Annotated in this window: 20 protein-coding genes and 1 tRNA gene; 7 read left to right on the top strand and 14 right to left on the bottom strand. The window is 69.4% G+C overall.

The features are described from left to right. Positions 1 to 21 precede the first annotated feature (21 nt). Both OG254_RS20465 and OG254_RS20460 read right to left on the bottom strand, forming a co-directional pair. On the bottom strand, positions 22 to 366 hold the full coding sequence (locus tag OG254_RS20465; protein WP_405583713.1) for a hypothetical protein: 345 nt from the start codon (positions 364 to 366) through the stop codon (positions 22 to 24). Between the two features lie 20 nt (positions 367 to 386). Continuing rightward, positions 387 to 2,078 (bottom strand): sodium:solute symporter family protein, encoded by a 1,692-nt coding sequence (locus OG254_RS20460; RefSeq protein ID WP_405583711.1) that lies wholly within the window; start codon positions 2,076 to 2,078, stop codon positions 387 to 389. Between the two features lie 177 nt (positions 2,079 to 2,255). Here OG254_RS20460 and galT point away from each other — a divergent pair, with 177 nt between their 5' ends. From galT to galK, 3 genes are all read left to right on the top strand, one after another. After that, complete coding sequence (gene galT, locus OG254_RS20455) at positions 2,256 to 3,317, top strand: galactose-1-phosphate uridylyltransferase (protein WP_405583709.1); 1,062 nt, start codon at positions 2,256 to 2,258, stop codon at positions 3,315 to 3,317. Then, a complete protein-coding gene (galE, locus tag OG254_RS20450; RefSeq protein ID WP_147999745.1) occupies positions 3,314 to 4,276 on the top strand; it encodes a UDP-glucose 4-epimerase GalE in 963 nt (320 codons plus the stop codon). Before galT ends, galE begins: the two co-directional genes overlap by 4 nt. 73 nt (positions 4,277 to 4,349) lie before the next feature. Then, positions 4,350 to 5,513, top strand: coding sequence for a galactokinase (gene galK / locus OG254_RS20445; RefSeq protein ID WP_405583706.1), 1,164 nt, complete (start codon positions 4,350 to 4,352; stop codon positions 5,511 to 5,513). A gap of 46 nt (positions 5,514 to 5,559) precedes the next feature. Here galK and OG254_RS20440 read toward each other — a convergent pair whose 3' ends face one another. Together OG254_RS20440 and OG254_RS20435 are read right to left on the bottom strand one after the other, a co-directional pair. After that, the gene (locus OG254_RS20440; RefSeq protein ID WP_405583704.1) at positions 5,560 to 6,462 is read right to left on the bottom strand and encodes a sulfotransferase family protein; all 903 of its coding nucleotides are present in this window, start codon (positions 6,460 to 6,462) and stop codon (positions 5,560 to 5,562) included. Positions 6,463 to 6,503: 41 nt separating this feature from the next. After that, positions 6,504 to 6,965: a GNAT family N-acetyltransferase gene (locus OG254_RS20435; protein WP_405595099.1), complete on the bottom strand. Its 462-nt coding sequence runs from the start codon at positions 6,963 to 6,965 to the stop codon at positions 6,504 to 6,506. Between the two features lie 271 nt (positions 6,966 to 7,236). Here OG254_RS20435 and OG254_RS20430 point away from each other — a divergent pair, with 271 nt between their 5' ends. Beyond that, on the top strand, positions 7,237 to 8,010 hold the full coding sequence (locus tag OG254_RS20430; RefSeq protein ID WP_405583702.1) for a LuxR C-terminal-related transcriptional regulator: 774 nt from the start codon (positions 7,237 to 7,239) through the stop codon (positions 8,008 to 8,010). Positions 8,011 to 8,118: 108 nt separating this feature from the next. On the opposite strand, the gene tamR is transcribed toward OG254_RS20430, so the two are convergent. Beyond that, positions 8,119 to 8,616: a MarR family transcriptional regulator TamR gene (gene tamR, locus OG254_RS20425; RefSeq protein ID WP_059196100.1), complete on the bottom strand. Its 498-nt coding sequence runs from the start codon at positions 8,614 to 8,616 to the stop codon at positions 8,119 to 8,121. A gap of 103 nt (positions 8,617 to 8,719) precedes the next feature. Between tamR and OG254_RS20420 the strand changes: the two genes are divergently transcribed. Both OG254_RS20420 and OG254_RS20415 read left to right on the top strand, forming a co-directional pair. Then, positions 8,720 to 9,529 carry a trans-aconitate 2-methyltransferase gene (locus OG254_RS20420; protein WP_405583700.1) on the top strand — a complete coding sequence of 270 codons (810 nt, stop codon included), beginning with the start codon at positions 8,720 to 8,722 and terminating at the stop codon, positions 9,527 to 9,529. After that, positions 9,529 to 9,912, top strand: coding sequence for a VOC family protein (locus OG254_RS20415; RefSeq protein WP_405583698.1), 384 nt, complete (start codon positions 9,529 to 9,531; stop codon positions 9,910 to 9,912). Before OG254_RS20420 ends, OG254_RS20415 begins: the two co-directional genes overlap by 1 nt. A gap of 8 nt (positions 9,913 to 9,920) precedes the next feature. On the opposite strand, the gene OG254_RS20410 is transcribed toward OG254_RS20415, so the two are convergent. Further along, positions 9,921 to 10,598 carry a TetR/AcrR family transcriptional regulator gene (locus tag OG254_RS20410; RefSeq protein WP_147999737.1) on the bottom strand — a complete coding sequence of 226 codons (678 nt, stop codon included), beginning with the start codon at positions 10,596 to 10,598 and terminating at the stop codon, positions 9,921 to 9,923. Beyond that, the gene (locus tag OG254_RS20405) at positions 10,595 to 11,605 is read right to left on the bottom strand and encodes a fatty acid desaturase (RefSeq protein ID WP_351194532.1); all 1,011 of its coding nucleotides are present in this window, start codon (positions 11,603 to 11,605) and stop codon (positions 10,595 to 10,597) included. Before OG254_RS20405 ends, OG254_RS20410 begins: the two co-directional genes overlap by 4 nt. Positions 11,606 to 11,912: 307 nt before the next feature. On the opposite strand from OG254_RS20405, the gene ppc reads away from it, so the two are divergent. After that, a complete protein-coding gene (gene ppc, locus OG254_RS20400; RefSeq protein WP_405583695.1) occupies positions 11,913 to 14,654 on the top strand; it encodes a phosphoenolpyruvate carboxylase in 2,742 nt (913 codons plus the stop codon). 70 nt (positions 14,655 to 14,724) lie between these two features. Here ppc and OG254_RS20395 read toward each other — a convergent pair whose 3' ends face one another. The 7 genes from OG254_RS20395 to OG254_RS20365 all read right to left on the bottom strand — a co-directional run bounded on the left by OG254_RS20395 (position 14,725) and on the right by OG254_RS20365 (position 20,249). Beyond that, on the bottom strand, positions 14,725 to 15,381 hold the full coding sequence (locus tag OG254_RS20395) for an LPXTG cell wall anchor domain-containing protein (protein WP_405583693.1): 657 nt from the start codon (positions 15,379 to 15,381) through the stop codon (positions 14,725 to 14,727). A 147-nt stretch (positions 15,382 to 15,528) separates the two neighbouring features. Continuing rightward, positions 15,529 to 16,017 (bottom strand): hypothetical protein, encoded by a 489-nt coding sequence (locus OG254_RS20390; protein ID WP_405583692.1) that lies wholly within the window; start codon positions 16,015 to 16,017, stop codon positions 15,529 to 15,531. Between the two features lie 65 nt (positions 16,018 to 16,082). Next, positions 16,083 to 16,685 (bottom strand): aminoacyl-tRNA hydrolase, encoded by a 603-nt coding sequence (pth, locus tag OG254_RS20385; RefSeq protein WP_351194527.1) that lies wholly within the window; start codon positions 16,683 to 16,685, stop codon positions 16,083 to 16,085. 97 nt (positions 16,686 to 16,782) lie between these two features. Then, positions 16,783 to 17,379 (bottom strand): 50S ribosomal protein L25/general stress protein Ctc, encoded by a 597-nt coding sequence (locus OG254_RS20380; protein WP_351194525.1) that lies wholly within the window; start codon positions 17,377 to 17,379, stop codon positions 16,783 to 16,785. A 170-nt stretch (positions 17,380 to 17,549) separates the two neighbouring features. Next, positions 17,550 to 18,530, bottom strand: a complete 981-nt coding sequence (locus tag OG254_RS20375) for a ribose-phosphate diphosphokinase (RefSeq protein ID WP_405583689.1) — start codon at positions 18,528 to 18,530, stop codon at positions 17,550 to 17,552. Positions 18,531 to 18,605: 75 nt separating this feature from the next. After that, on the bottom strand, positions 18,606 to 20,054 hold the full coding sequence (gene glmU / locus OG254_RS20370) for a bifunctional UDP-N-acetylglucosamine diphosphorylase/glucosamine-1-phosphate N-acetyltransferase GlmU (RefSeq protein WP_405583687.1): 1,449 nt from the start codon (positions 20,052 to 20,054) through the stop codon (positions 18,606 to 18,608). A gap of 123 nt (positions 20,055 to 20,177) precedes the next feature. Then, a tRNA-Gln gene (locus OG254_RS20365) sits at positions 20,178 to 20,249 on the bottom strand. Between the last annotated feature and the right edge of the window lie 106 nt (positions 20,250 to 20,355).

Here is a 20,355-nt window from a genome sequence, read left to right as displayed (position 1 = left end):
GATCGCCCGCCCCCACCACCGTCACTCCCCGCGCTCGCCCTCGCTCTCGCCCTCCACCGCCGGCGGCGCCGGAGCCGTAGGCCGCAGCTTCAGCCAGACCAGGAAGAAGATGCCGAGCAGCAGCATCCCCAGCCCGGTCCAGAGGTTGATGTTGACGCCCTCGGCCTTGTCGATCGCGGCCTGGTCGTCCGTCAGCCCCGCGATCGTGACGATCACGCCGTAGACCACGAAGAGTCCGCCGATGATGCGCCGGATGTCGAAGAGACGGGCAGCCGTGGCGGACTTCTCCTCAAGCGCACTGACCTCACGCTGGACGTCCTGCTCGGAGTACCCGGAATGCTCGGAGTGTTCGGAGTTGTCGGTCATGGTCTGTCAATCCTCCGAAGTCAGAACGAGAACGGGATGTAGCAGGCGGCAGCCAGCACCACCGCACCCCAGCCCAGCAGCGCCGGCTTGCGATACCACGCGTCGTCCCCCTCGGCGGGCGGCTCGGCCATGCCCGGGGACCGGGTGCCGTACACCAGCCCCTGGAGTTCCTCCGCCGGCTTGGGAGCCGTGAAGAGGGAGACAGCGAACATGACGACCGCACCGGCCACGAACCCGGCGATCGCGGAGACGAAGTTGGCGCCCTGGTCGGAGGGGATCGAGATGATGTCCTGCTTGTAGAGGACGAAGTAGTTGATCATCGCGGTCGCCGTACCGGCCAGCAGCCCCCAGAAGCCCGACTTCCTCGACGCCCGCTTCCAGAACATGCCGACGATGAAGACCACGAACATCGGCACGTTGAAGAAGGAGAACAGGGTCTGGAGGTAGCTCATGATGTTCGAGAACGACGAGGCCAGGAACGCCGTGCCGATCGACGCCAGCACACCGACCGCCGTGATCAGGCGCCCGAAGCGCACGTAGTAGGAGTCCTCGCGGTCCGTCACCACGTACTTCGCCCAGATGTCGGTGGTGAACACCGTGTTGAAGGACGACACGTTCGCCGCCATGCCCGCCATGAAGGCGGCCAGCAGACCGGTCACCGCGATCCCCAGCACGCCGTTGGGCAGCAGTCCCTCCATCAGATACGGGATGGCGTCGTTGTACTGGTATCCCGACTCCTGCGTGCCGAAGCCGGGGACCAGGGCGGCGGCCGCGAGCCCCGGGATCATCACCAGGAACACGATGAAGATCTTGGGGAACGCCGCGATCAGCGGGGTGCGCTGGGCCGCCGAGAGATTCTTCGCGGACAGCGCCCGCTGGACCTCCGCGAAGTTCGTCGTCCAGTAGCCGAAGGACAGCACGAAGCCGAGGCCGAGGACGATCGTCAGCCAGTTCGCGCCGAGCGGGTTCGCCTCGCCGATGCCCGTGCCGCCCCAGGCGGTGACGAAGTCGTCGCCGTGGGTCCGGGTCAGCTTGTCGCTCAGGCCGTCCCAGCCGCCCACCTTCTTCAGCGCCAGCACGGTGATCGGGATCAGCGCGGCCAGGATCACGAAGAACTGCAGGACCTCGTTGTAGATCGCGGAGGACAGGCCGCCGAGGGTGATGTACGCGAGGACGAAGAAGCCGGCGACCACGATGGCCACCCACTGCGGCCAGCCCAGCAGGGCCTCGACGACGATCGCCAGGGCGTACAGGTTCACCCCGGCGATCAGGATCGCGGCGAAGGCGAACAGGATCGAACTGAGCAGATGTGCCCCTTTGTCGAAGCGCAGGAGCAGGAATTCCGGGACCGAGCGGACCTTGCTGCCGTAGTAGAAGGGCATCATCACAAGGCCCAGAAAGACCATGGCCGGGATGGCGCCGATCCAGTACCAGTGGACGGTGTAGGCACCGTACTGGGCACTGTTGGCGGCCATGCCGAGGATCTCGGTGGCGGCGAGGTTGGCGGAGATGAACGCCAGGCCGGTGACCCAGGCGGGCAGGGAGCGTCCGGAGAGGAAGAAGTCGAGGGTGGTCTTCACCGAGCGGCGGGCCGCGAAGCCGATTCCCAGTACGACGACGAAGTAGATACCGAGCAGCGTGTAGTCGAGCCAGTTCGTGGGGAGCCGTAGCTCGGCGGCGAGGTAGGTGGGGGATTCTGTGGGGGTTTGCATGCGTACTCGCTTCGTTGGGCGAACCGATACAGAGCGGAACCTACGCCCACGTGTTCAGTAATTGAACACGTCCGTTGATGCTCTTTGTTTGATTGTGATGTTGACTGAGGTGGTGAGTTGTGTTTCTCTGTGTTTAGTTCTGTTTGATGAACATGAGTGGCTCGAATGGAGTCCGGCGTGAAGAAGACCTCGACCCGATTGGCCGACGGTCGTGAGCTCATCTACTACGACCTGCGTGACGACAAGGTGCGGGACGCGGTCGACCGCCGCCCCCTGGAGCGGACCGTCACGTCGTCCGAGGTCCGCCGCGACGTGCTGCTCGGCGACCAGGTCGCCATCGCCTCGCACCGGCAGGGTCGTACGTATCACCCGCCGGCCGACCAGTGCCCGCTGTGCCCCTCGCAGGGCGACCGGCTGAGCGAGATCCCGGACTCGTCCTACGACGTCGTCGTCTTCGAGAACCGCTTCCCCTCGCTCGCCGGCGACTCCGGGCGCTGCGAGGTCGTCTGCTTCACCTCCGACCACCACGCGTCCTTCGCCCGCCTGACCGAGGAGCAGGCCCGGCTGGTCCTGGACGCGTGGACGGACCGCACGTCCGAGCTGTCCTCACTGCCCTGCGTCGAGCAGGTGTTCTGCTTCGAGAACCGCGGCGCCGAGATCGGTGTCACCCTCGGCCACCCGCACGGGCAGATCTACGCCTACCCCTTCACCACCCCGCGCACCGCCCTGATGCTGCGCTCCGTCGCCGCGCACAAGGACGCCACCGGCGGGGAGAACCTCTTCGACACGGTCCTGCAGCGTGAACTCGCCGGCCGACGGGTCGTCCTGGAGAGTGAACACTGGCTGGCCTTCGTGCCGTACGCCGCGCACTGGCCGTACGAGGTCCACCTGTACCCGAAGCGCCGAGTGCCCGATCTGCTCGCCCTCGACGAAGAGGCGCGCTCAGAGTTCCCCAAGGTTTATCTGGAACTCTTGAGGCGCTTCGACCGGATCTTCGGGGAAGGTGAGCCTCCGACGCCGTACATCGCCGCCTGGCATCAGGCGCCGTTCGGGCAGCTGGAGGACTTCGAGGGCGTGGTGCGTGAGGATTTCGCGCTTCACCTCGAGCTTTTCACCATCCGCCGCACTTCCGGCAAGCTGAAGTTCCTCGCGGGTTCCGAGTCCGGCATGAGTGTGTTCATCAACGACGTGCCGCCGGAGCACGCGGCCGAGCGACTGCGAGAGGTAGCGAGTAGATGAGTGGGAAGTTTCTGGTCACCGGTGGCGCGGGTTACGTGGGCAGCGTGGTCGCGCAGCACCTGATCGAGGCGGGGGAGGAGGTCGTCGTACTCGACAACCTCAGCACTGGCTTCCGAGAGGGGGTGCCGTCCGGGGCGTCCTTCATCGAGGGCGACATCCGCGACGCCGCCAAGTGGCTGGACTCCTCCTTCGACGCGGTTCTGCACTTCGCCGCGTTCTCGCAGGTCGGCGAGTCGGTCGTGAAGCCGGAGAAGTACTGGGACAACAACGTCGGCGGCACCATGGCGCTGCTCGGCGCCATGCGCGAGGCCGGCGTGCGCAAGCTGGTCTTCTCCTCCACGGCCGCCACCTACGGCGAGCCGGCCGAGGTCCCGATCGTCGAGTCGGCGCCCACCCGGCCCACGAACCCCTACGGCGCCTCCAAGCTCGCCGTCGACCACATGATCACCGGCGAGGCGGCGGCCCATGGCCTCGGTGCCGTCTCGCTCAGGTACTTCAACGTCGCGGGCGCCTACGGTGACTGCGGCGAGCGCCACGACCCCGAGTCACACCTGATCCCGCTCGTCCTCCAGGTCGCCCAGGGCCGGCGCGAGGCGATCTCCGTCTTCGGCGACGACTACCCGACGCCGGACGGCACCTGCGTGCGCGACTACATCCACGTCGCCGACCTGGCCGACGCCCACCTGCTGGCGCTGAAGGCGGCCAAGCCGGGCGAGCACCTCATCTGCAACCTCGGCAACGGCAACGGCTTCTCCGTCCGCCAGGTCATCGAGACCGTCCGCCAGGTCACCGGGCACCCGATCCCCGAGGTCACGGCCCCGCGCCGGGGCGGCGACCCGGCGGTCCTGGTCGCCTCCGCCGACACCGCCCGCGAGCGGCTCGGCTGGAACCCGTCCCGCGCGGACCTCGCGGGCATCGTCGCGGACGCGTGGGAGTTCGCGCAGCGGCGGGCAGGCTAAGTTCTACGGCTGTTCGGCCGGTCAACTCACCGGCCGACAGGGCCGGTTCAGCACGGAAGGTCAGGGGCAGGGGATGAGCGTCGACACGGCAGCCACGGTCGCCGAGCGGTTCAGGGAGCTGTACGGGACCGAGCCGGAGGGGGTGTGGGCGGCGCCGGGCCGGGTCAACCTGATCGGCGAGCACACCGACTACAACGACGGCTTCGTCATGCCGTTCGCCCTGCCGCACACCGCGATCGCGGCGGTCTCCCGGCGCGACGACGGCGTCCTGCGGCTGCACTCGGCGGACGTCGAGGGCGGCGTCGTGGAGCTGCGCGTCGACGCGCTGGAGCCCGAGTCCGACCGCGACTGGACGGCGTACCCGTCGGGTGTGGTCTGGGCGCTGCGCCAGGCCGGCCACGCGGTGACCGGCGCCGACATCCACCTGGCCTCGACTGTCCCGGCGGGCGCGGGCCTGTCGTCGTCGGCGGCGCTGGAGGTCGTGGTCGCACTCGCCCTGAACGACCTGCACGACCTGGGGCAGAAGGGCTGGCAGCTGGCCCGCCTGTGCCAGCGCGCGGAGAACGTGTACGTCGGCGCCCCGGTCGGGATCATGGACCAGACGGCGTCCGCCTGCTGCGAGGCCGGCCACGCGCTGTTCCTCGACACACGCGACCTCTCCCAGAAGCAGATCCCCTTCGACCTGGCCGCCTTGGGGCTGCGGCTGCTGGTCGTCGACACCCGGGTCAAGCACTCCCACAGCGAGGGCGAGTACGGCAAGCGGCGCGCGGGCTGCGAGAAGGGCGCCGCACTGCTGGGCGTGGACGCGCTGCGGGACATCGCCTACGACGACCTGGACGCGGCCCTCGACCGGCTCGGCGACGACGAGGAGGTGCGCCGCCTGGTGCGGCACGTCGTCACCGAGGACCAGCGCGTCGAGCAGGTCGTCGCCCTGCTGGAGTCGGGCGGGACGCGCGCGATCGGCCCGGTCCTGACGGCGGGGCACGCCTCGCTGCGGGACGACTTCCGCATCTCCTGCCCGGAGCTGGACCTGGTCGTGGACACCGCCCTGGCCAGTGGCGCCCTGGGCGCCCGGATGACGGGCGGCGGCTTCGGCGGCTCGGCGATCGTGCTGGCCGAGGCGGCGGACGTGGAGACCCTCACCAAGGCGGTCGAGGAGGCCTTCGCCGCCGCCGGCTTCGCGGCGCCGCGCACGTTCGAGGCGGTGCCGGCGGCCGGGGCGCGACGGGTGAGCTGACCCGGAGGGCCTGGGGGTACCCCACGCGCACGCGCGAGGGCCTGTCCTAGAGATACCCCCACGCACGGCACATCGGCAGCAGCGCGTCGGCGATCTCGTCCGGCGCCGGCGCGGGCCGGTCCGGCTGCACCCGGCCGGAGCGGATCTTGTCGTTCCAGTCGCCGAAGCCGCCGCCCAGCACCGCGCCCTCCAGGCTGCTGCCGTAGTCGAGCATGCCGGGCTCGTACTCCAGCTCCAGGAAGCGGCAGATGCCGCGGAGTTCGGCGGCGGGGTCGGCGGTGAGGTCCTCGTAGCGCAGGATGTGCCCGCCGACCTCGGCGTACGCCTCCTCCATGGCCTCCATGTACGCCAGCACACGGCCGGCCGCGTCATCGGCGGTGCGGTCCGGGACGGCCTCGTGCCACGACCGGGCCACCGCGGCCGGGTGCCGGCGCAGGAAGACGAAGCGGGCGTCGGGCCAGGCCTCGGCGATGCGCCGCCACGCGAACGCGTTGCCCGGGGTCTTCTCCACGACGAACGACTTGCCGGACTTCACGAGCTCCCGGTGCAGGGTGCGGTCCCACAGCAGCGCTTCGAGCGCCTCGTGGCCGAGCCCGAGGGCGCGCATGGACTTCTCGGTCGGGCTGTGGGTCTTGAAGTACACCTCCAGGCCGGTCAGATGCAGCTCGTGCGAGGCGTGCAGCCGGGAGTGCGCGCCCAGCATCATCCGCAGCAGGGTCGATCCGGAGCGCACCGACGTCAGGATGAACACCGGCCGCTCCAGCAGCCGGTCCACGGCCGGATCCACCGGCTCGGGCACCGCCTCGGCCGCGGGCCGCTGCGGGCGGGGACCGCGCGGCTTCGGTACGGCGTTGAGATTCCCGGGCGCCGGCTGCGCGGCCGGCACCTTGCGCACCTGGTATCCGGTCGTCGCGCCGATCTTCGAGTTCAGCTTCCGCAGCATGCTCATGGGGCGCAGGGTAGGGGTGGTGTCTGAGACGACACTGAGACTCAGCTTGATCCCAGATGTTTGGTCAGCGTGTACTCCGTGATCCCCGGCGGATAGTCCGGGATCACGCACACCACTTCATATCCCCGCTTCCGGTAGAACCCCGGCGCCTGGAAGTCCCATGTCTCCACGCGCGCCGCGGTGCAGCCCCGCTCGAAGCGGGCCATGTCCTCCGCGTGTGCGAGCAACTGCGAACCGAGCCCGCTGCCGCGGTGGCGTCCGTCGACCCAGAGGTACGTGACATGGAGCCAGGTGGTCCAGGTGTGCCCGACGAGACCGCCGGCCAGGGCGCCGTAGTCGTCCAACGCCCATACCTGGAGCGGAAGTTCGCGTTCACCTGGGGTTCCGCGCAGGGCGCGCAGGACCGGGGAGAGCGTGGTGTTGGTGTCCCGCAGCCGGCGGCGAAGCAGATCCTGCCGGGATTTGTCGACTTCTGTCTCCAGACGAAACATGCGGCTCACCATAAACGCGCTGGACAACCAGTTCTGCAAATTACCTTCCGCTCCTGCGCCCCGCCCGTACTCTGATGAGCAGCACCGGTGGGGGCCGGAGCTGATCAGGGGGCGAGACAGTTCGGGTACGACGCCCGAAGTGGGGGTAGCAGTTTCTGCACGGCGGCGGCCGTGCGCCATCCGCGCTTCGGGCGTCGTGCCTGCGACGGTGTTCGTCTCCCGGTGTCGTCCTCACGACGATGGGGTATCCCCTGCTCTTCGAGAGCTTGGGGAAGGGGGTTTCGTGGTTCGCATCCGAGTGCTGGTCGTCGACGACCATCGCATCTTCGCCGAGTCGCTCGCCGCCGCCCTGGCAGCCGAGCCCGACGTCGACGTCTCCGCGGCCGGCAGCGGTCCGGCGGCGCTGCGCAGCCTGGAGCGCGCGGCCGCCGAGGGGCGCCGGTTCGACGTCCTGCTCGTCGACGCCGACCTGGGTGGCAACGTGCCTGGTGTCCGGCCCGCCGTGCCCGTGCAGGAGGTGGGCGAGGACGGGCTCGTGGACGGTATCTCGCTGGTCGCCGGGGTCCGCTCCGGGCAGCCCGCGGTACGGATCGTCGTCCTCGCCGAGAAGGACGATCCGCGCCGGGCCGCGCTCGCGCTGCAGGCCGGGGCGTCCGGGTGGGTGGCCAAGGACTGCTCGCTGTCCCGGCTGCTCACCGTCATCCGGGGGGTGCTGCGCGACGAGACGCATCTGCCGCCGGCCCTGCTCACCGGGGTACTGCGGGAGCTGACGGCGGCCCGCAAGCACCGCACCGAGAGCGAGCGCCTGGTCGAGTCGCTGACCCCGCGCGAGCGCGAGGTGCTTCGGTGCATGGTGGCGGGACTGGGGCGCAAGGCAGTCGCCGAGCGCCTGTATCTCTCCCCGCACACCGTCCGCACCCACATGCAGAACGTCCTCGGGAAGCTCGGCGTCCACTCGACCCTCGCGGCGGTAGCGCTCGCGCGGCGGGCCGGGGTCGGTCCGGCGGATCTGGGGCCGGCGGGCCGGATATTGCCGGAGGAGAGCAGCAGCGCCTGATGGACGCGGCTGAGCGGCACGCCCCGAAAGGGGCGCGGGGCTGTGTTGATTTGCGGCTACCGCCGCGTGGGCGCGACCAGCCACGACGGTGCCACCTGGCCGACGACGCTAGCCTGGGATGTTGTCGAACGGCGCGGTCAACTGCCGCAGCAACCCGGCCAGTTCCCCCCGCTGCGCACGCGACAGCTCCGCCAGGATCGCGCGCTCCTGGTCCAGGAGCCCGGCCAGCGCCTGGTCGGCACGATCGCGGCCCTCGTCCGTGAGCCGGACGAGGACGCCGCGCCGGTCGCTGGGGTCGGGCAGGCGCTCCACCAGGCCCTTCTTGGCCAGGCGGTCGATGCGGTTCGTCATCGTGCCCGAGGTGACCAGGGTCTGGGTCAGCAGCTGTCCCGGGGAGAGCTGATACGGCGTTCCCGCACGCCTGAGCGCGGTCAGCACGTCGAACTCCCAGGGCTCCAGGCTGTGCTCGGAGAAGGCCAGCCGGCGTGCGCGGTCCAGATGCCGGGCGAGTCTGCTGACCCGGCTGAGCACCTCGAGCGGTTCCACGTCGAGGTCCGGGCGCTCCCGGCGCCATGCTGCGACCAGCCGATCGACCTCGTCCTCCATGACGATCAGTGTAGTGGTTGTGTCGACGTGAAGTCTCTTGACGTCAAGATACCTTGCGGGGCAGGCTGGACGGCGACAGAAGCGACAGACAGGAGACCCCGCCATGTCCGCTGCCGCCGCCCCCACCTGGGACCCCGCCCAGTACCTGCGCCATGCCGACCACCGCGCCCGCCCCTTCACCGACCTCCTCGCCCGCGTCCCCGGCCTCCCCGCGGACCGCCCCCGCATCGCCGACCTCGGCTGCGGCCCCGGCAATGTCACCGCCGTGCTCGCCGAGCGCTGGGCCGCCGCGCACATCACCGGCCACGACAACTCCACCGAGATGCTCGACAAGGCCCACGTCGAACACGAGGGGCCGACGGCCGGCGGCGGGCACCTCGACTTCGCCCACGCCGACGTACGGACGTGGACGCCCGAGGAGCCGTACGACCTGATCATCAGCAACGCCACGCTCCAGTGGGTGCCGGGGCACGCGGAACGCTTCGGCGCCTGGGTGGCGGGCCTGCGCCCCGGCGGCACCTTCGCCTTCCAGGTCCCCGGCAACTTCGACGCTCCCAGCCACCGCCTCATGCGCGACCTCGCGACCCGGCACGGTCTCACCGACACCCTGCGCCACGACGACGCCGTGCTCACCCCGCAGGCGTATCTGGGCAGGCTGGCCGACCTGGGCTGCACGGCGGACGTGTGGGAGACGACGTACGTCCATCTCCTGACCGGCGAGGATCCGGTGCTGGACTGGGTGAAGGGCACGGGACTGCGGCCGATCCTGACGGCCCTGGCCGACGACCCCGACCAGCGGGAAGCCTTCCTCGACGACTACCGGGCCGCCCTGCGCGAGGCCTATCCCGCCGGCCCGCACGGCACGCCCTTCCCGTTCCGCCGGATCTTCGCCGTGGCCCACAAGGAGGCGTGATGATCACGGCCGTCGACCACGTCCAGCTCGCGGCCCCGCCCGGCTCGGAGGACCGGCTGCGGGCGTATTACGTGGGCGTCCTCGGCATGACCGAGATCCCGAAGCCGCCCGTGCTCGCCGCGCGAGGTGGCTGCTGGTTCCAGGCCGGGGCCGTGCAACTGCACCTGGGCATCGAGAACGACTTCCGCCCGGCGAAGAAGGCACACCCCGGACTGCGGGTCACCGGCATCGAGGCCTACGCCGCCCGGCTCACGGCCCGTGGCGCCACCGTCACCTGGGACGAGAATCTGCCGGGACACCGGCGCTTCCACTCCTGCGATCCCGTCGGCAACCGACTGGAGTTCCTGGAGCCGGTCGGCAGGGCCGAGCGGATGACGGGCTGACGCGCGCGTCAGCTCTTGCGGCGCCCTATCAGATGCGGCTTGGCCTCCAGCCCGTCCAGCCCGTGCCAGGCCAGATTCACCAGATGGGCCGCCACCTCCGCCTTCTTCGGGCGGCGTACGTCCAGCCACCACTGGCCGGTCAGGGCGACCATGCCGACCAGGGCCTGCGCGTACAGCGGGGCCAGCTTGGGGTCGAAGCCGCGGCTCTTGAACTCGCGGCCCAGGATGTCCTCCACCTGGGTGGCGATGTCCGAGATCAGCGAGGCGAAGGAACCCGTCGACTGGGGGATGGGCGAGTCACGGACCAGGATGCGGAAACCGTCCGTGTTCTCCTCGATGTAGTCCAGGAGGGCGAAAGCCGCCTGTTCGCACAGCTCACGCGGGTGGCCGGCGGTGAGAGAGCCGGTCACCATGTCCAGCAGGCGGCGCATCTCACGGTCCACCACGACCGCGTACAGCCCCTCCTTGCCGCCGAAATGCTCGTACACCACCGGCTTGGAGACCCCGGCCTTCGCCGCGATCTCCTCCACCGACGTGCCCTCGAAGCCCTTCGCGGCGAACAGGGTGCGACCGATCTCCAACAGCTGCTGGCGGCGCTCCGCACCGGTCATCCGGGTACGGCGCGTCCGCCGCTGCTTCTCATTGCCGGGGGTGCTGCTGGAGTCGGTCGCCACGGCGTCAATCATGCCGCCTTTACGGGTTCCTTCCGGCGCCGGGAGCCGCCATCCTCGGTGTTCCGGCGCGAATCGATACGCGAGCGTGACGGCCAGCGCACGTCATACGCCCAGCCGAACTGCTCGCACCAACGGATGATCCGCGCCGAGGAGTCGATCTGCCCGCGCTCCACACCGTGCCGCGCGGACGTCGGGTCCGCGTGGTGCAGGTTGTGCCAGGACTCGCCGCAGGACAGGACCGCCAGCCACCACACGTTGCCGGACATGTCACGCGACTTGAACGGCCGCTTGCCCACCGCGTGGCAGATCGAGTTGATCGACCACGTCACGTGGTGCAGCAGCGCCACCCGCACCAGCGAGCCCCAGAAGAAGCCCGTGAACGCGCCCCACCAGGACATCGTCACCAGACCGCCGATCAGGGCGGGCAGTGCCAGCGACAGCATCGTCCAGTAGATGAACTGACGGGAGATCGTCCGGATCGCCGTGTCCTTGATCAGATCCGGCGCGTACTTGTCCTGCGGGGTGCGCTCCTCGTCGAACATCCAGCCGATGTGCGCCCACCACAGGCCCTTCATCAGCGCCGGAACGCTCTCGCCGTAACGCCACGGGGAGTGCGGGTCACCCTCCGCGTCGGAGAACTTGTGGTGCTTGCGGTGGTCCGCGACCCAGCGGACCAGCGGGCCCTCCACCGCCATCGAGCCCGCGATGGCGAGCGCGATGCGCAGCGGGCGCTTCGCCTTGAAGGACCCGTGGGTGAAGTAGCGGTGGTAGCCGATCGTGACGCCGTGGCAGGCGAAGTAGTAGAAGAAGACCAGCAGACCGAGGTCGAGCCAGCTCACGCCCCAGCCCCAGGCCAGCGGCACCGCGGCGGCCAGCGCCAGGAACGGGACGACGATGAAGAGGAGAAGCGCGAACTGCTCGAGCGACCCCTTCTTCTCGCCGCCGAGCGTGGCTGAGGAAGTCGTGGTGTCGTCGTTCGCCTTCGGGGCGTCTTCGATCACATCGGAGCTCGTGGTCATGGGCGTCCCCTGTGGGGTCGAGGGTTTTGGCAGGTGCCGGGGTCGCAGGAACTGTTCCCAGGTTCCGTTACAACGGTCCCTACGGCTCCGTAACCTACGGCGTCGTAAGTATGGCAGTGCGTCGCCCGGCAGCAAGAGCCCGAGAGACTGCGCGTCCGCGTCGACACCTATCCTGGGAGTCGGTCGGACAGCGCGGTCCGCTCTGAATTCTTCCCGGATGTCAGGAGCCGTATGCGGCACCCGCCGCGCGGCACCTGCCTCCGGGTTCCCTCCCGGACGAGCTTCAACACTGCAAGGAGCCGCACCTGTGAGCAGTGCCGACGACCAGACCGTGTCTCAGACGACCACCAGCACCGAGCTGCGCGCCGACATCCGCCGACTGGGTGACCTCCTCGGCGAGACCCTGGTCCGCCAGGAGGGCCCCGAGCTGCTCGAACTCGTCGAGAAGGTCCGCCGTCTCACCCGCGAGGACGGCGAAGCCGCCGCCGAACTCCTGCGGGGCACGGAGTTGGACACCGCGGCCAAGCTGGTCCGCGCCTTCTCCACCTACTTCCACCTGGCCAACGTCACCGAGCAGGTCCACCGAGGCCGCGAGCTGCGCGCCCGGCGCGCCGCCGAGGGCGGCCTTCTCGCCCGGACGGCCGACCGCCTGAAGGACGCCGACCCCGAGCACCTGCGCCAGACGGTCGAGCACCTCAACGTCCGCCCGGTCTTCACCGCGCACCCCACCGAGGCCGCCCGCCGCTCGGTCCTCAACAAGCTCCGGCGCATCGCCGCGCTCCTTGAGGCCCCCGTCCTCGAAGGCGACCGCCGCCGGCACGACACCCGACTGGCCGAGAACATCGACCTCGTCTGGCAGACCGACGAGCTGCGCGTCGTACGCCCCGAGCCCGCCGACGAGGCCCGCAACGCCATCTACTACCTCGACGAACTGCACGCCGGCGCCGTCGGCGACGTCCTCGAGGACCTGACCGCGGAGCTGGAGCGCGTCGGACACAAGCTCCCCGACGCCACCCGCCCGCTCACCTTCGGCACCTGGATCGGCGGCGACCGCGACGGCAACCCCAACGTCACCCCCCAGGTGACCTGGGATGTCCTCATCCTCCAGCACGAGCACGGCATCAACGACGCCCTGGAGCTGATCGACGAGCTGCGCGGCTTCCTGTCGAACTCCATCCGCTACACCGGCGCCACCGAGGAACTCCTGGAGTCCCTCAAGGCCGACCTCGACGCCCTCCCCGAGATCAGCCCCCGCTACAAGCGCCTCAACGCCGAGGAGCCCTACCGGCTCAAGGCCACCTGCATCCGGCAGAAGCTGGAGAACACCAAGCTGCGCCTCGCCAAGGGCATCCCCCACGAGGCCGGGCGCGACTACCTGGGCACCGGCGAGCTGCTGCACGACCTGAAGCTGATCCAGACCTCGCTGCGCGAGCACCGCGGAGGCCTCTTCGCCGACGGCCGCATGAACCGCACCATCCGCACGCTGTCCGCGTTCGGCCTGCAGCTCGCCACCATGGACGTACGCGAACACGCCGACGCCCACCACCACGCCCTCGGCCAGCTCTTCGACCGCCTCGGCGAGGAGTCCTGGCGCTACGCCGACATGCCCCGCGAGTACCGCGGCAAGCTGCTCGCCAAGGAACTGCGGTCCCGCAGGCCCCTCGCGCCCACCCCGGCACCCGTGGACGCGGCCGGCGAGAAGACCCTCGGCGTGTTCGAGACCGTCAAGCGGGCGCTCAAGGTCTTCGGACCCGAGGTCATCGAGTCGTACATCATCTCGATGTGCCAGGGCGCCGACGACGTGTTCGCCGCGACCGTCCTCGCCCGCGAGGCCGGCCTGATCGACCTGCACGCCGGCTGGGCCAAGATCGGCATCGTCCCGCTCCTGGAGACGACGGACGAGCTGAAGGCCGCCGACACGATCCTGGAGGACATGCTCTCCGACCCGTCGTACCGCAGGCTCGTGGCTCTGCGCGGGGACGTCCAGGAGGTCATGCTCGGCTACTCCGACTCCTCCAAGTTCGGCGGCATCACCACCAGCCAGTGGGAGATCCACCGCGCCCAGCGCCGCCTGCGCGACGTCGCCCACCGCTACGGCGTGCGCCTGCGCCTCTTCCACGGCCGCGGCGGCACCGTCGGCCGCGGTGGCGGCCCCTCGCACGACGCGATCCTCGCCCAGCCCTGGGGCACCCTCGAAGGCGAGATCAAGGTCACCGAGCAGGGCGAGGTCATCTCCGACAAGTACCTCGTGCCCTCCCTGGCCAGGGAGAACCTGGAGCTGACGGTGGCAGCCACCCTCCAGGCCTCCGCCCTGCACACCGCCCCCCGCCAGTCCGGCGAGGCGCTCGCCCGCTGGGACGCGGCCATGGACGTGGTGTCCGACGCTGCGCACACCGCGTACCGCAAGCTGGTCGAGGACCCCGACCTGCCGTCGTACTTCCTCGCGTCGACGCCGGTGGACCAGCTCGCCGACCTGCACCTCGGCTCCCGGCCCTCCCGCCGCCCCGGCTCGGGCGTCTCCCTCGACGGCTTGCGGGCCATCCCGTGGGTGTTCGGCTGGACCCAGTCCCGCCAGATCGTCCCCGGCTGGTTCGGCGTCGGCTCCGGTCTGAAGGCGCTGCGCGAATCGGGTCTGGACACCGTGCTCGACGAGATGCACGAGCAGTGGCACTTCTTCCGCAACTTCATCTCCAACGTCGAGATGACGCTCGCCAAGACCGACCTGCGGATCGCCACGCACTACGTCGACACCCTGGTGCCGGACGAGCTGAAGCACGTCTTCGACGCCATCCGCGCCGAACACGAACTGACCGTCGCGGAAGTCCTGAAGGTGACCGGCGAGGCCGAACTCCTCGACGCCCAGCCCGTCCTGAAGCAGACCTTCACCATCCGCGACGCCTACCTGGACCCGATCTCCTACCTCCAGGTCACCCTGCTCAAGCGCCAGCGCGACGCCGCGGCGGCGGGCGCCGAGGCCGATCCGCTGCTCGCCCGCGCTCTGCTCCTCACCGTGAACGGCGTGGCCGCCGGCCTGCGCAACACCGGCTGAGCGCCCCGCACATGGCAGTGCCCCCGTGCTTCGTACGAGCACGGGGGCACCGTTCTTCTGTCGCCGCGCGTCAGGCTCGACGACGCCGGAACACCAGGTACCCGCCCGCGCCCAGCAGCGCAGCGGCCGCCGCGGAGAGCAGACCCACCGGGGCACCGTTGCCGGTCTCGGCGAGATCGCCCTCGGCACCGCCCGCCGCCGACGGAGACGACGACGGGGCGCCCTCGGCGGGCGTCGACGGGCTCGCGGCCGGCTCGGACGCGGAGGCGGACGGCGTGGCCGACGGCGAGGCCGAGCTGCCGCCGCCCGGCTCCTCGTCCTCGCAGTCCGTCCAGAACACCTTGTGCTTGGCGGACCCCTTCTCGCCCTGGAAATTCCAGAACAGCTTGTAGTGGCCGTCGGGCAGCGTCATGTCGTCGGTGCGGCCGTGGCCCTCACCGTCCAGCGTGATCGCGCCGGACTTCACGGTCTCGCCCTTGACGGCGGCCGTGGGGGCCCAGGCCTCGATGTGCCAGGAAACCTGCTGGACGGCGTCGAAACCGAACGCGTCCAGGTAGAACGCGCACACGTGCGGTTCGTTGCGGCGCAGTTCCTCGCCTGTGGTGGCGTCATGGATCTTTACGGTGCCGTTGTCACCTGGAGCGGTTGCCTGAGCGGCGGACGGGGCGCACAGGAGCGCTGCCGCGGCGACGGCGGACAGGGCACCGACGCGATTGAGGGTACGCATGGGGCAGTAGTCCATCTTCGAGAAGGAACGGGAAGATGTGGAGGGGGCGGCTCAGCTTCCTGCCAGGACTGACTCCGGGTCAATCACGAACAGGGAACGAACAAACAATCCACAGATCCAGCGCCCCGGTCGGCTCCACGAGACCCCTCAGATCACCGCAAAAGCCGCCGTGAGCAGGGCCGTTCCCAACCCCGCCATGACCCACGCCAGCCGCGTCCGCCGCAGACCGCCCGCAACCACCACCGAGGCCAGCAACAGCGCCCCACCCAGCGGAACCCAGGCATACAGAACACCGGCCGGCCCGGACCGCACGACCTCACCCGTGCCCGGCTTGACCACGACCGTGTACGTCTGCCCCTTGCGCACCGCCACGTTCTTCTCGATGACGACCGACCTACGCGGCTGCGAACCCTGCGAGACCGGCGTGTACGGACCGCTGCACGTGTCCGCACCACACCGCGTCACCGCGATCGTGCCGGACTCCCGGCCCTTGGTGAGCATCACGTGATGAGCGGTACTCCAGGACGCCCACACACCCGCGATCAGGATCAGCACCGCGACCGCACCCATCGCCGCGAGCCGCCCGAACCGCAGCGCGGTGAAAGCTCCCTGACTGGAAACAACGGCAGAAGGCATGGCCGCGATCCTTGGCCATGCCCCTGCACCCGGTCAACCTCGGCCCGGTCCGGCGGGCGGACAAGTCACGAGTTGTACGTGCTTTGCGCCCGCTCCAGCCCCTCGATCACCAGAGCCTCCACGGCGTCGGCCGCACGGTCCACGAGGTAGTCCAGCTCCTTGCGCTCCGCCGAAGCGAAGTCCTTCAACACGAAGTCCGCGACCTGCATACGACCCGGAGGCCGCCCGATCCCGAACCGCACCCGGTGATAGTCCGCACCCATCACCTTCGTCATCGACTTCAGCCCGTTGTGCCCGTTGTCCCCGCCACCGAGCTTCAGCCGCAGCGTGCCGTAGTCGATGTCCAGCTCGTCATGGACGGCGACGATGTTCCCGAGCGGCACCTTGTAGAAATCCCGCAGCGCGTTCAGCGGCCCGCCGGACAGGTTCATGTACGACATCGGCTTCACCAGGATCACCCGCCGGTTCAGCGGCCCGGGCGGCCCGATCCGCCCCTCGACGACCTGCGCCTGGGCCTTCCCGGCCCGCTTGAACTTCCCCCCGATGCGCTCGGCCAGCAGATCCGCCACCATGAACCCGACGTTGTGCCGGTTCATCGCGTACTCGGGTCCCGGATTGCCGAGGCCGGCAACCAGCCACGGCGCACTCGGATCGGTCGTCACGTCCATCTCTCCATTGATACGCGCCAGCCGCTGCCCCCAGCGGGAACAGCGGCTGACGAAGCGGTGACAGAGCCGAGGATCACGCCTCTGCCAGAGCCGAAGATCAGGCCTCGGCGACTTCCTCGCCCACGGTCTCCTCGCCCTCCGGGGCCTCCTCGGCCTGCGCGGCCAGGACCTGGAGAACCACCGTGTCCTCCTCGACGGCCAGCGTGGTGCCCTTCGGCAGCTTGATGTCCTTGGCGAGGACGGAGGCACCGGCCTCCAGGCCCTCGACGGACACGGTGAAGGACTCGGGGATGTGCGTGGCCTCGGCCTCGACCGGCAGCGCGTTCAGGACGTGCTCCAGCAGGTTGCCACCGGCGGCCAGCTCGCCCTCGGCGTGGACCGGGACCTCGACGGTGACCTTCTCGCCGCGCTTGACCAGCAGCAGGTCGACGTGCTCCAGGTAGCCCTTGATCGGGTCACGCTGCACGGACTTCGGGATCGCCAGCTCGTTGGCCTTGCCGTCGATGTCCAGGGCGATCAGGACGTTCGACGTACGCAGGGCGAGCAGCAGCTCGTGGCCCGGGAGGGTCAGGTGCAGCGGGTCCGAGCCGTGGCCGTACAGGACACCGGGGACCTTGCTGTCACGACGGATGCGACGGGCGGCGCCCTTGCCGAACTCGGTACGGGTCTCGGCGGAGATCTTGACCTCGGACATGATCACTCCTCGTAGAAATAGGAACGGACGTGGTCACCCGGCCACGAACGGCCTGCTACGAAGAGCGCGTCGATAACGGATCGCCGTACCCCTGTGAAACGGGAACGGCCTCCCTCGCCGAGCAACTGAAGCAGTCTACTCGGAGAGGGAGGCCGGACCCAAAAGGATCTCTACTGCTCGTCGAACAGGCTCGTCACCGAACCGTCCTCGAACACCTCACGCACCGCATTGCCGATCGTCGGCGCGATCGACAGCACCGTCAGCTTGTCCAGGTCCCGGCTCAGCTCGCCCGGCGTCGGCAGCGTGTTGGTGAACACGAACTCGCTCACTCGGGAGTTCTTCAGCCGGTCGGCCGCGGGGCCGGACAGCACACCGTGCGTCGCGGTCACGATGACGTCCTCGGCGCCGTGCGCGAACAGCGCGTCCGCGGCGGCGCAGATGGTGCCACCGGTGTCGATCATGTCGTCGACCAGCACACACACCCGGCCCTTGACCTCACCCACGACCTCGTGGACGGTCACCTGGTTCGCCACGTCCTTGTCACGCCGCTTGTGCACGATCGCCAGCGGCGCACCCAGCCGGTCGCACCAGCGGTCCGCCACCCGCACCCGGCCGGCGTCCGGCGAGACCACCGTCAGCTTCTGCCGGTCGACCTTCCTGCCCACGTAGTCCGCGAGGAGAGGGAGCGCGAAGAGGTGGTCGACGGGGCCGTCGAAGAAGCCCTGGATCTGGTCGGTGTGCAGATCCACGGTGAGAATGCGGTCGGCGCCCGCGGTCTTCATCAGATCCGCGATCAGGCGCGCCGAGATCGGTTCACGGCCACGGTGCTTCTTGTCCTGGCGGGCGTAACCGTAGAACGGCACGATGACCGTGATCGAGCGGGCCGACGCACGCTTCAGCGCGTCGATCATGATCAGCTGCTCCATGATCCACTGGTTGATCGGAGCTGTGTGGCTCTGGATCACGAAGCAGTCCGCGCCACGCGCCGATTCCTGGTAGCGGACGTAGATCTCGCCGTTGGCGAAGTCGAACGCCTTCGTCGGAACGACCCCGACCCCCAACTGCTGGGCGACCTCCTCGGCAAGCTCGGGGTGGGCGCGGCCGGAGAAGAACATCAACTTCTTCTCGCCGGTCGTCTTGATCCCGGTCACAGCTGTCTCCTCAGAGGTGTCTCAACTGGGTGTGCACTTATCACGGTACGCCGTGTTTGACGCGCCCGTTTCCGGTCAGTCCTCGCTCTCGACCTGCCGCGACGCCGTCTCCGCCGCCTTCGCTGCAGCACTGCCCGGACGCTTACGAGCCACCCAGCCCTCGATATTCCGCTGCTGACCACGGGCCACAGCAAGCGAGCCGGGCGGCACGTCCTTCGTGATCACGGACCCGGCGGCGGTGTACGCACCGTCCCCGATCGTGACAGGAGCCACAAACATGTTGTCCGACCCGGTACGGCAGTGCGAGCCGACCGTCGTGTGGTGTTTGTCCTGTCCGTCATAGTTCACGAACACACTGGCGGCACCGATGTTCGTGTACTCACCGATCGTCGCGTCACCGACATAGGAGAGATGCGGGATCTTGGTCCCCTCCCCGATCGACGAGTTCTTGGTCTCGACATACGTGCCGATCTTGCCCTTCACGCCCAGCCGCGTCCCCGGCCGCAGATAGGCGAACGGCCCCACACTCGACTGCGCCCCGAGGACGGCCCCGTCCGACACGGTGTTGTCCACCCGTGCCCCCGCGCCGACCTTCGTGTCCTTCAGCCGGCTGTTGGGCCCGACCTCCGCGCCCTCGCCGAGATGCGTGGCGCCCTGAAGCTGCGTGCCGGGCAGCACGGTCACGTCCTGCTCGAAGGTGACCGTCACATCGACCCACGTCGTGGCCGGGTCGACGACCGTGACGCCGGACAGCATCGCGGCCGTCAGCAGCCGGTCGTTGAGGATCCGACGGGCCTGCGAGAGCTGCACACGGTTGTTGATCCCCGCGATCTCATGATGATCGGCGGCGACCGAGGCACCGACGCGGTGACCGGCCTCGCGCAGAATCCCGAGCACGTCGGTCAGGTACTCCTCGCCCTGCGAGTTGTCCGTACGCACCTTCCCCAGGGCGTCGGCGAGCAACTGCCCGTCGAACGCGAAGACGCCCGAGTTGATCTCCCGGATCGCCCGCTGCGACTCGCTGGCGTCCTTGTGCTCGACGATCGCCGTGACCGCCCCGGAGGCGCCGTCGCGCACGATCCGCCCGTACCCGGTCGCGTCCGGGACCTCGGCCGTCAGCACCGTCACGGCATTGCCGTCGGCGGAGTGGGTCGCGGCGAGGTGGGTCAGGGTCTCGCCGGTAAGAAGGGGAGTGTCGCCACAGACGACGACGACGGTCCCGTCGACCGCGCCGCCGAGCTCCTCCAGAGCCATGCGTACGGCGTGCCCCGTGCCGTTCTGCTCGGCCTGCACCGCGGTGCGTACGCCCGGGTCGATCTCGCCGAGATGTGCGGTGACCTGCTCACGGGCGTGCCCCACGACCACGACCAGGTGCTCGGGCTGCAACTCACGCGCGGCGGCGAGCACATGGCCCACGAGGCTGCGGCCGCAGATTTCGTGCAGGACCTTGGGTGTGGCCGACTTCATACGGGTGCCCTCACCCGCTGCGAGAACGACGACGGCTGCCGGGCGAATGGCGCTCACGGGATGCCCTTCGGCTGTGGAGGGGGTGGGGTGACATCCGCAGGATACCGGGGTGTTTCGTGAGGGATATGAGAGCGGGCCCCGACTGAGCTGTCAGCAGTCAGGGCCCGAACCGTGCACTTGCTCCCCCGCCAGGACTCGAACCCGGACAGATGGCACCAAAAGCCACAGTGCTGCCAATTACACCACGGGGGATTGAACTCGACTGAACCGGACATTTGGTCAGGTCGCCGAGTGGCGCCTCCTACTATGCCGTACCGCCGGCCTTCGACGCGACGGTGTTGGTCTCGCCCTGGAGTCG

Source organism: Streptomyces sp. NBC_01092, from assembly GCF_045039535.1.
GTDB lineage: Bacteria > Actinomycetota > Actinomycetes > Streptomycetales > Streptomycetaceae > Streptomyces.
This window is presented reverse-complemented; position numbering and strand designations above follow the sequence as displayed.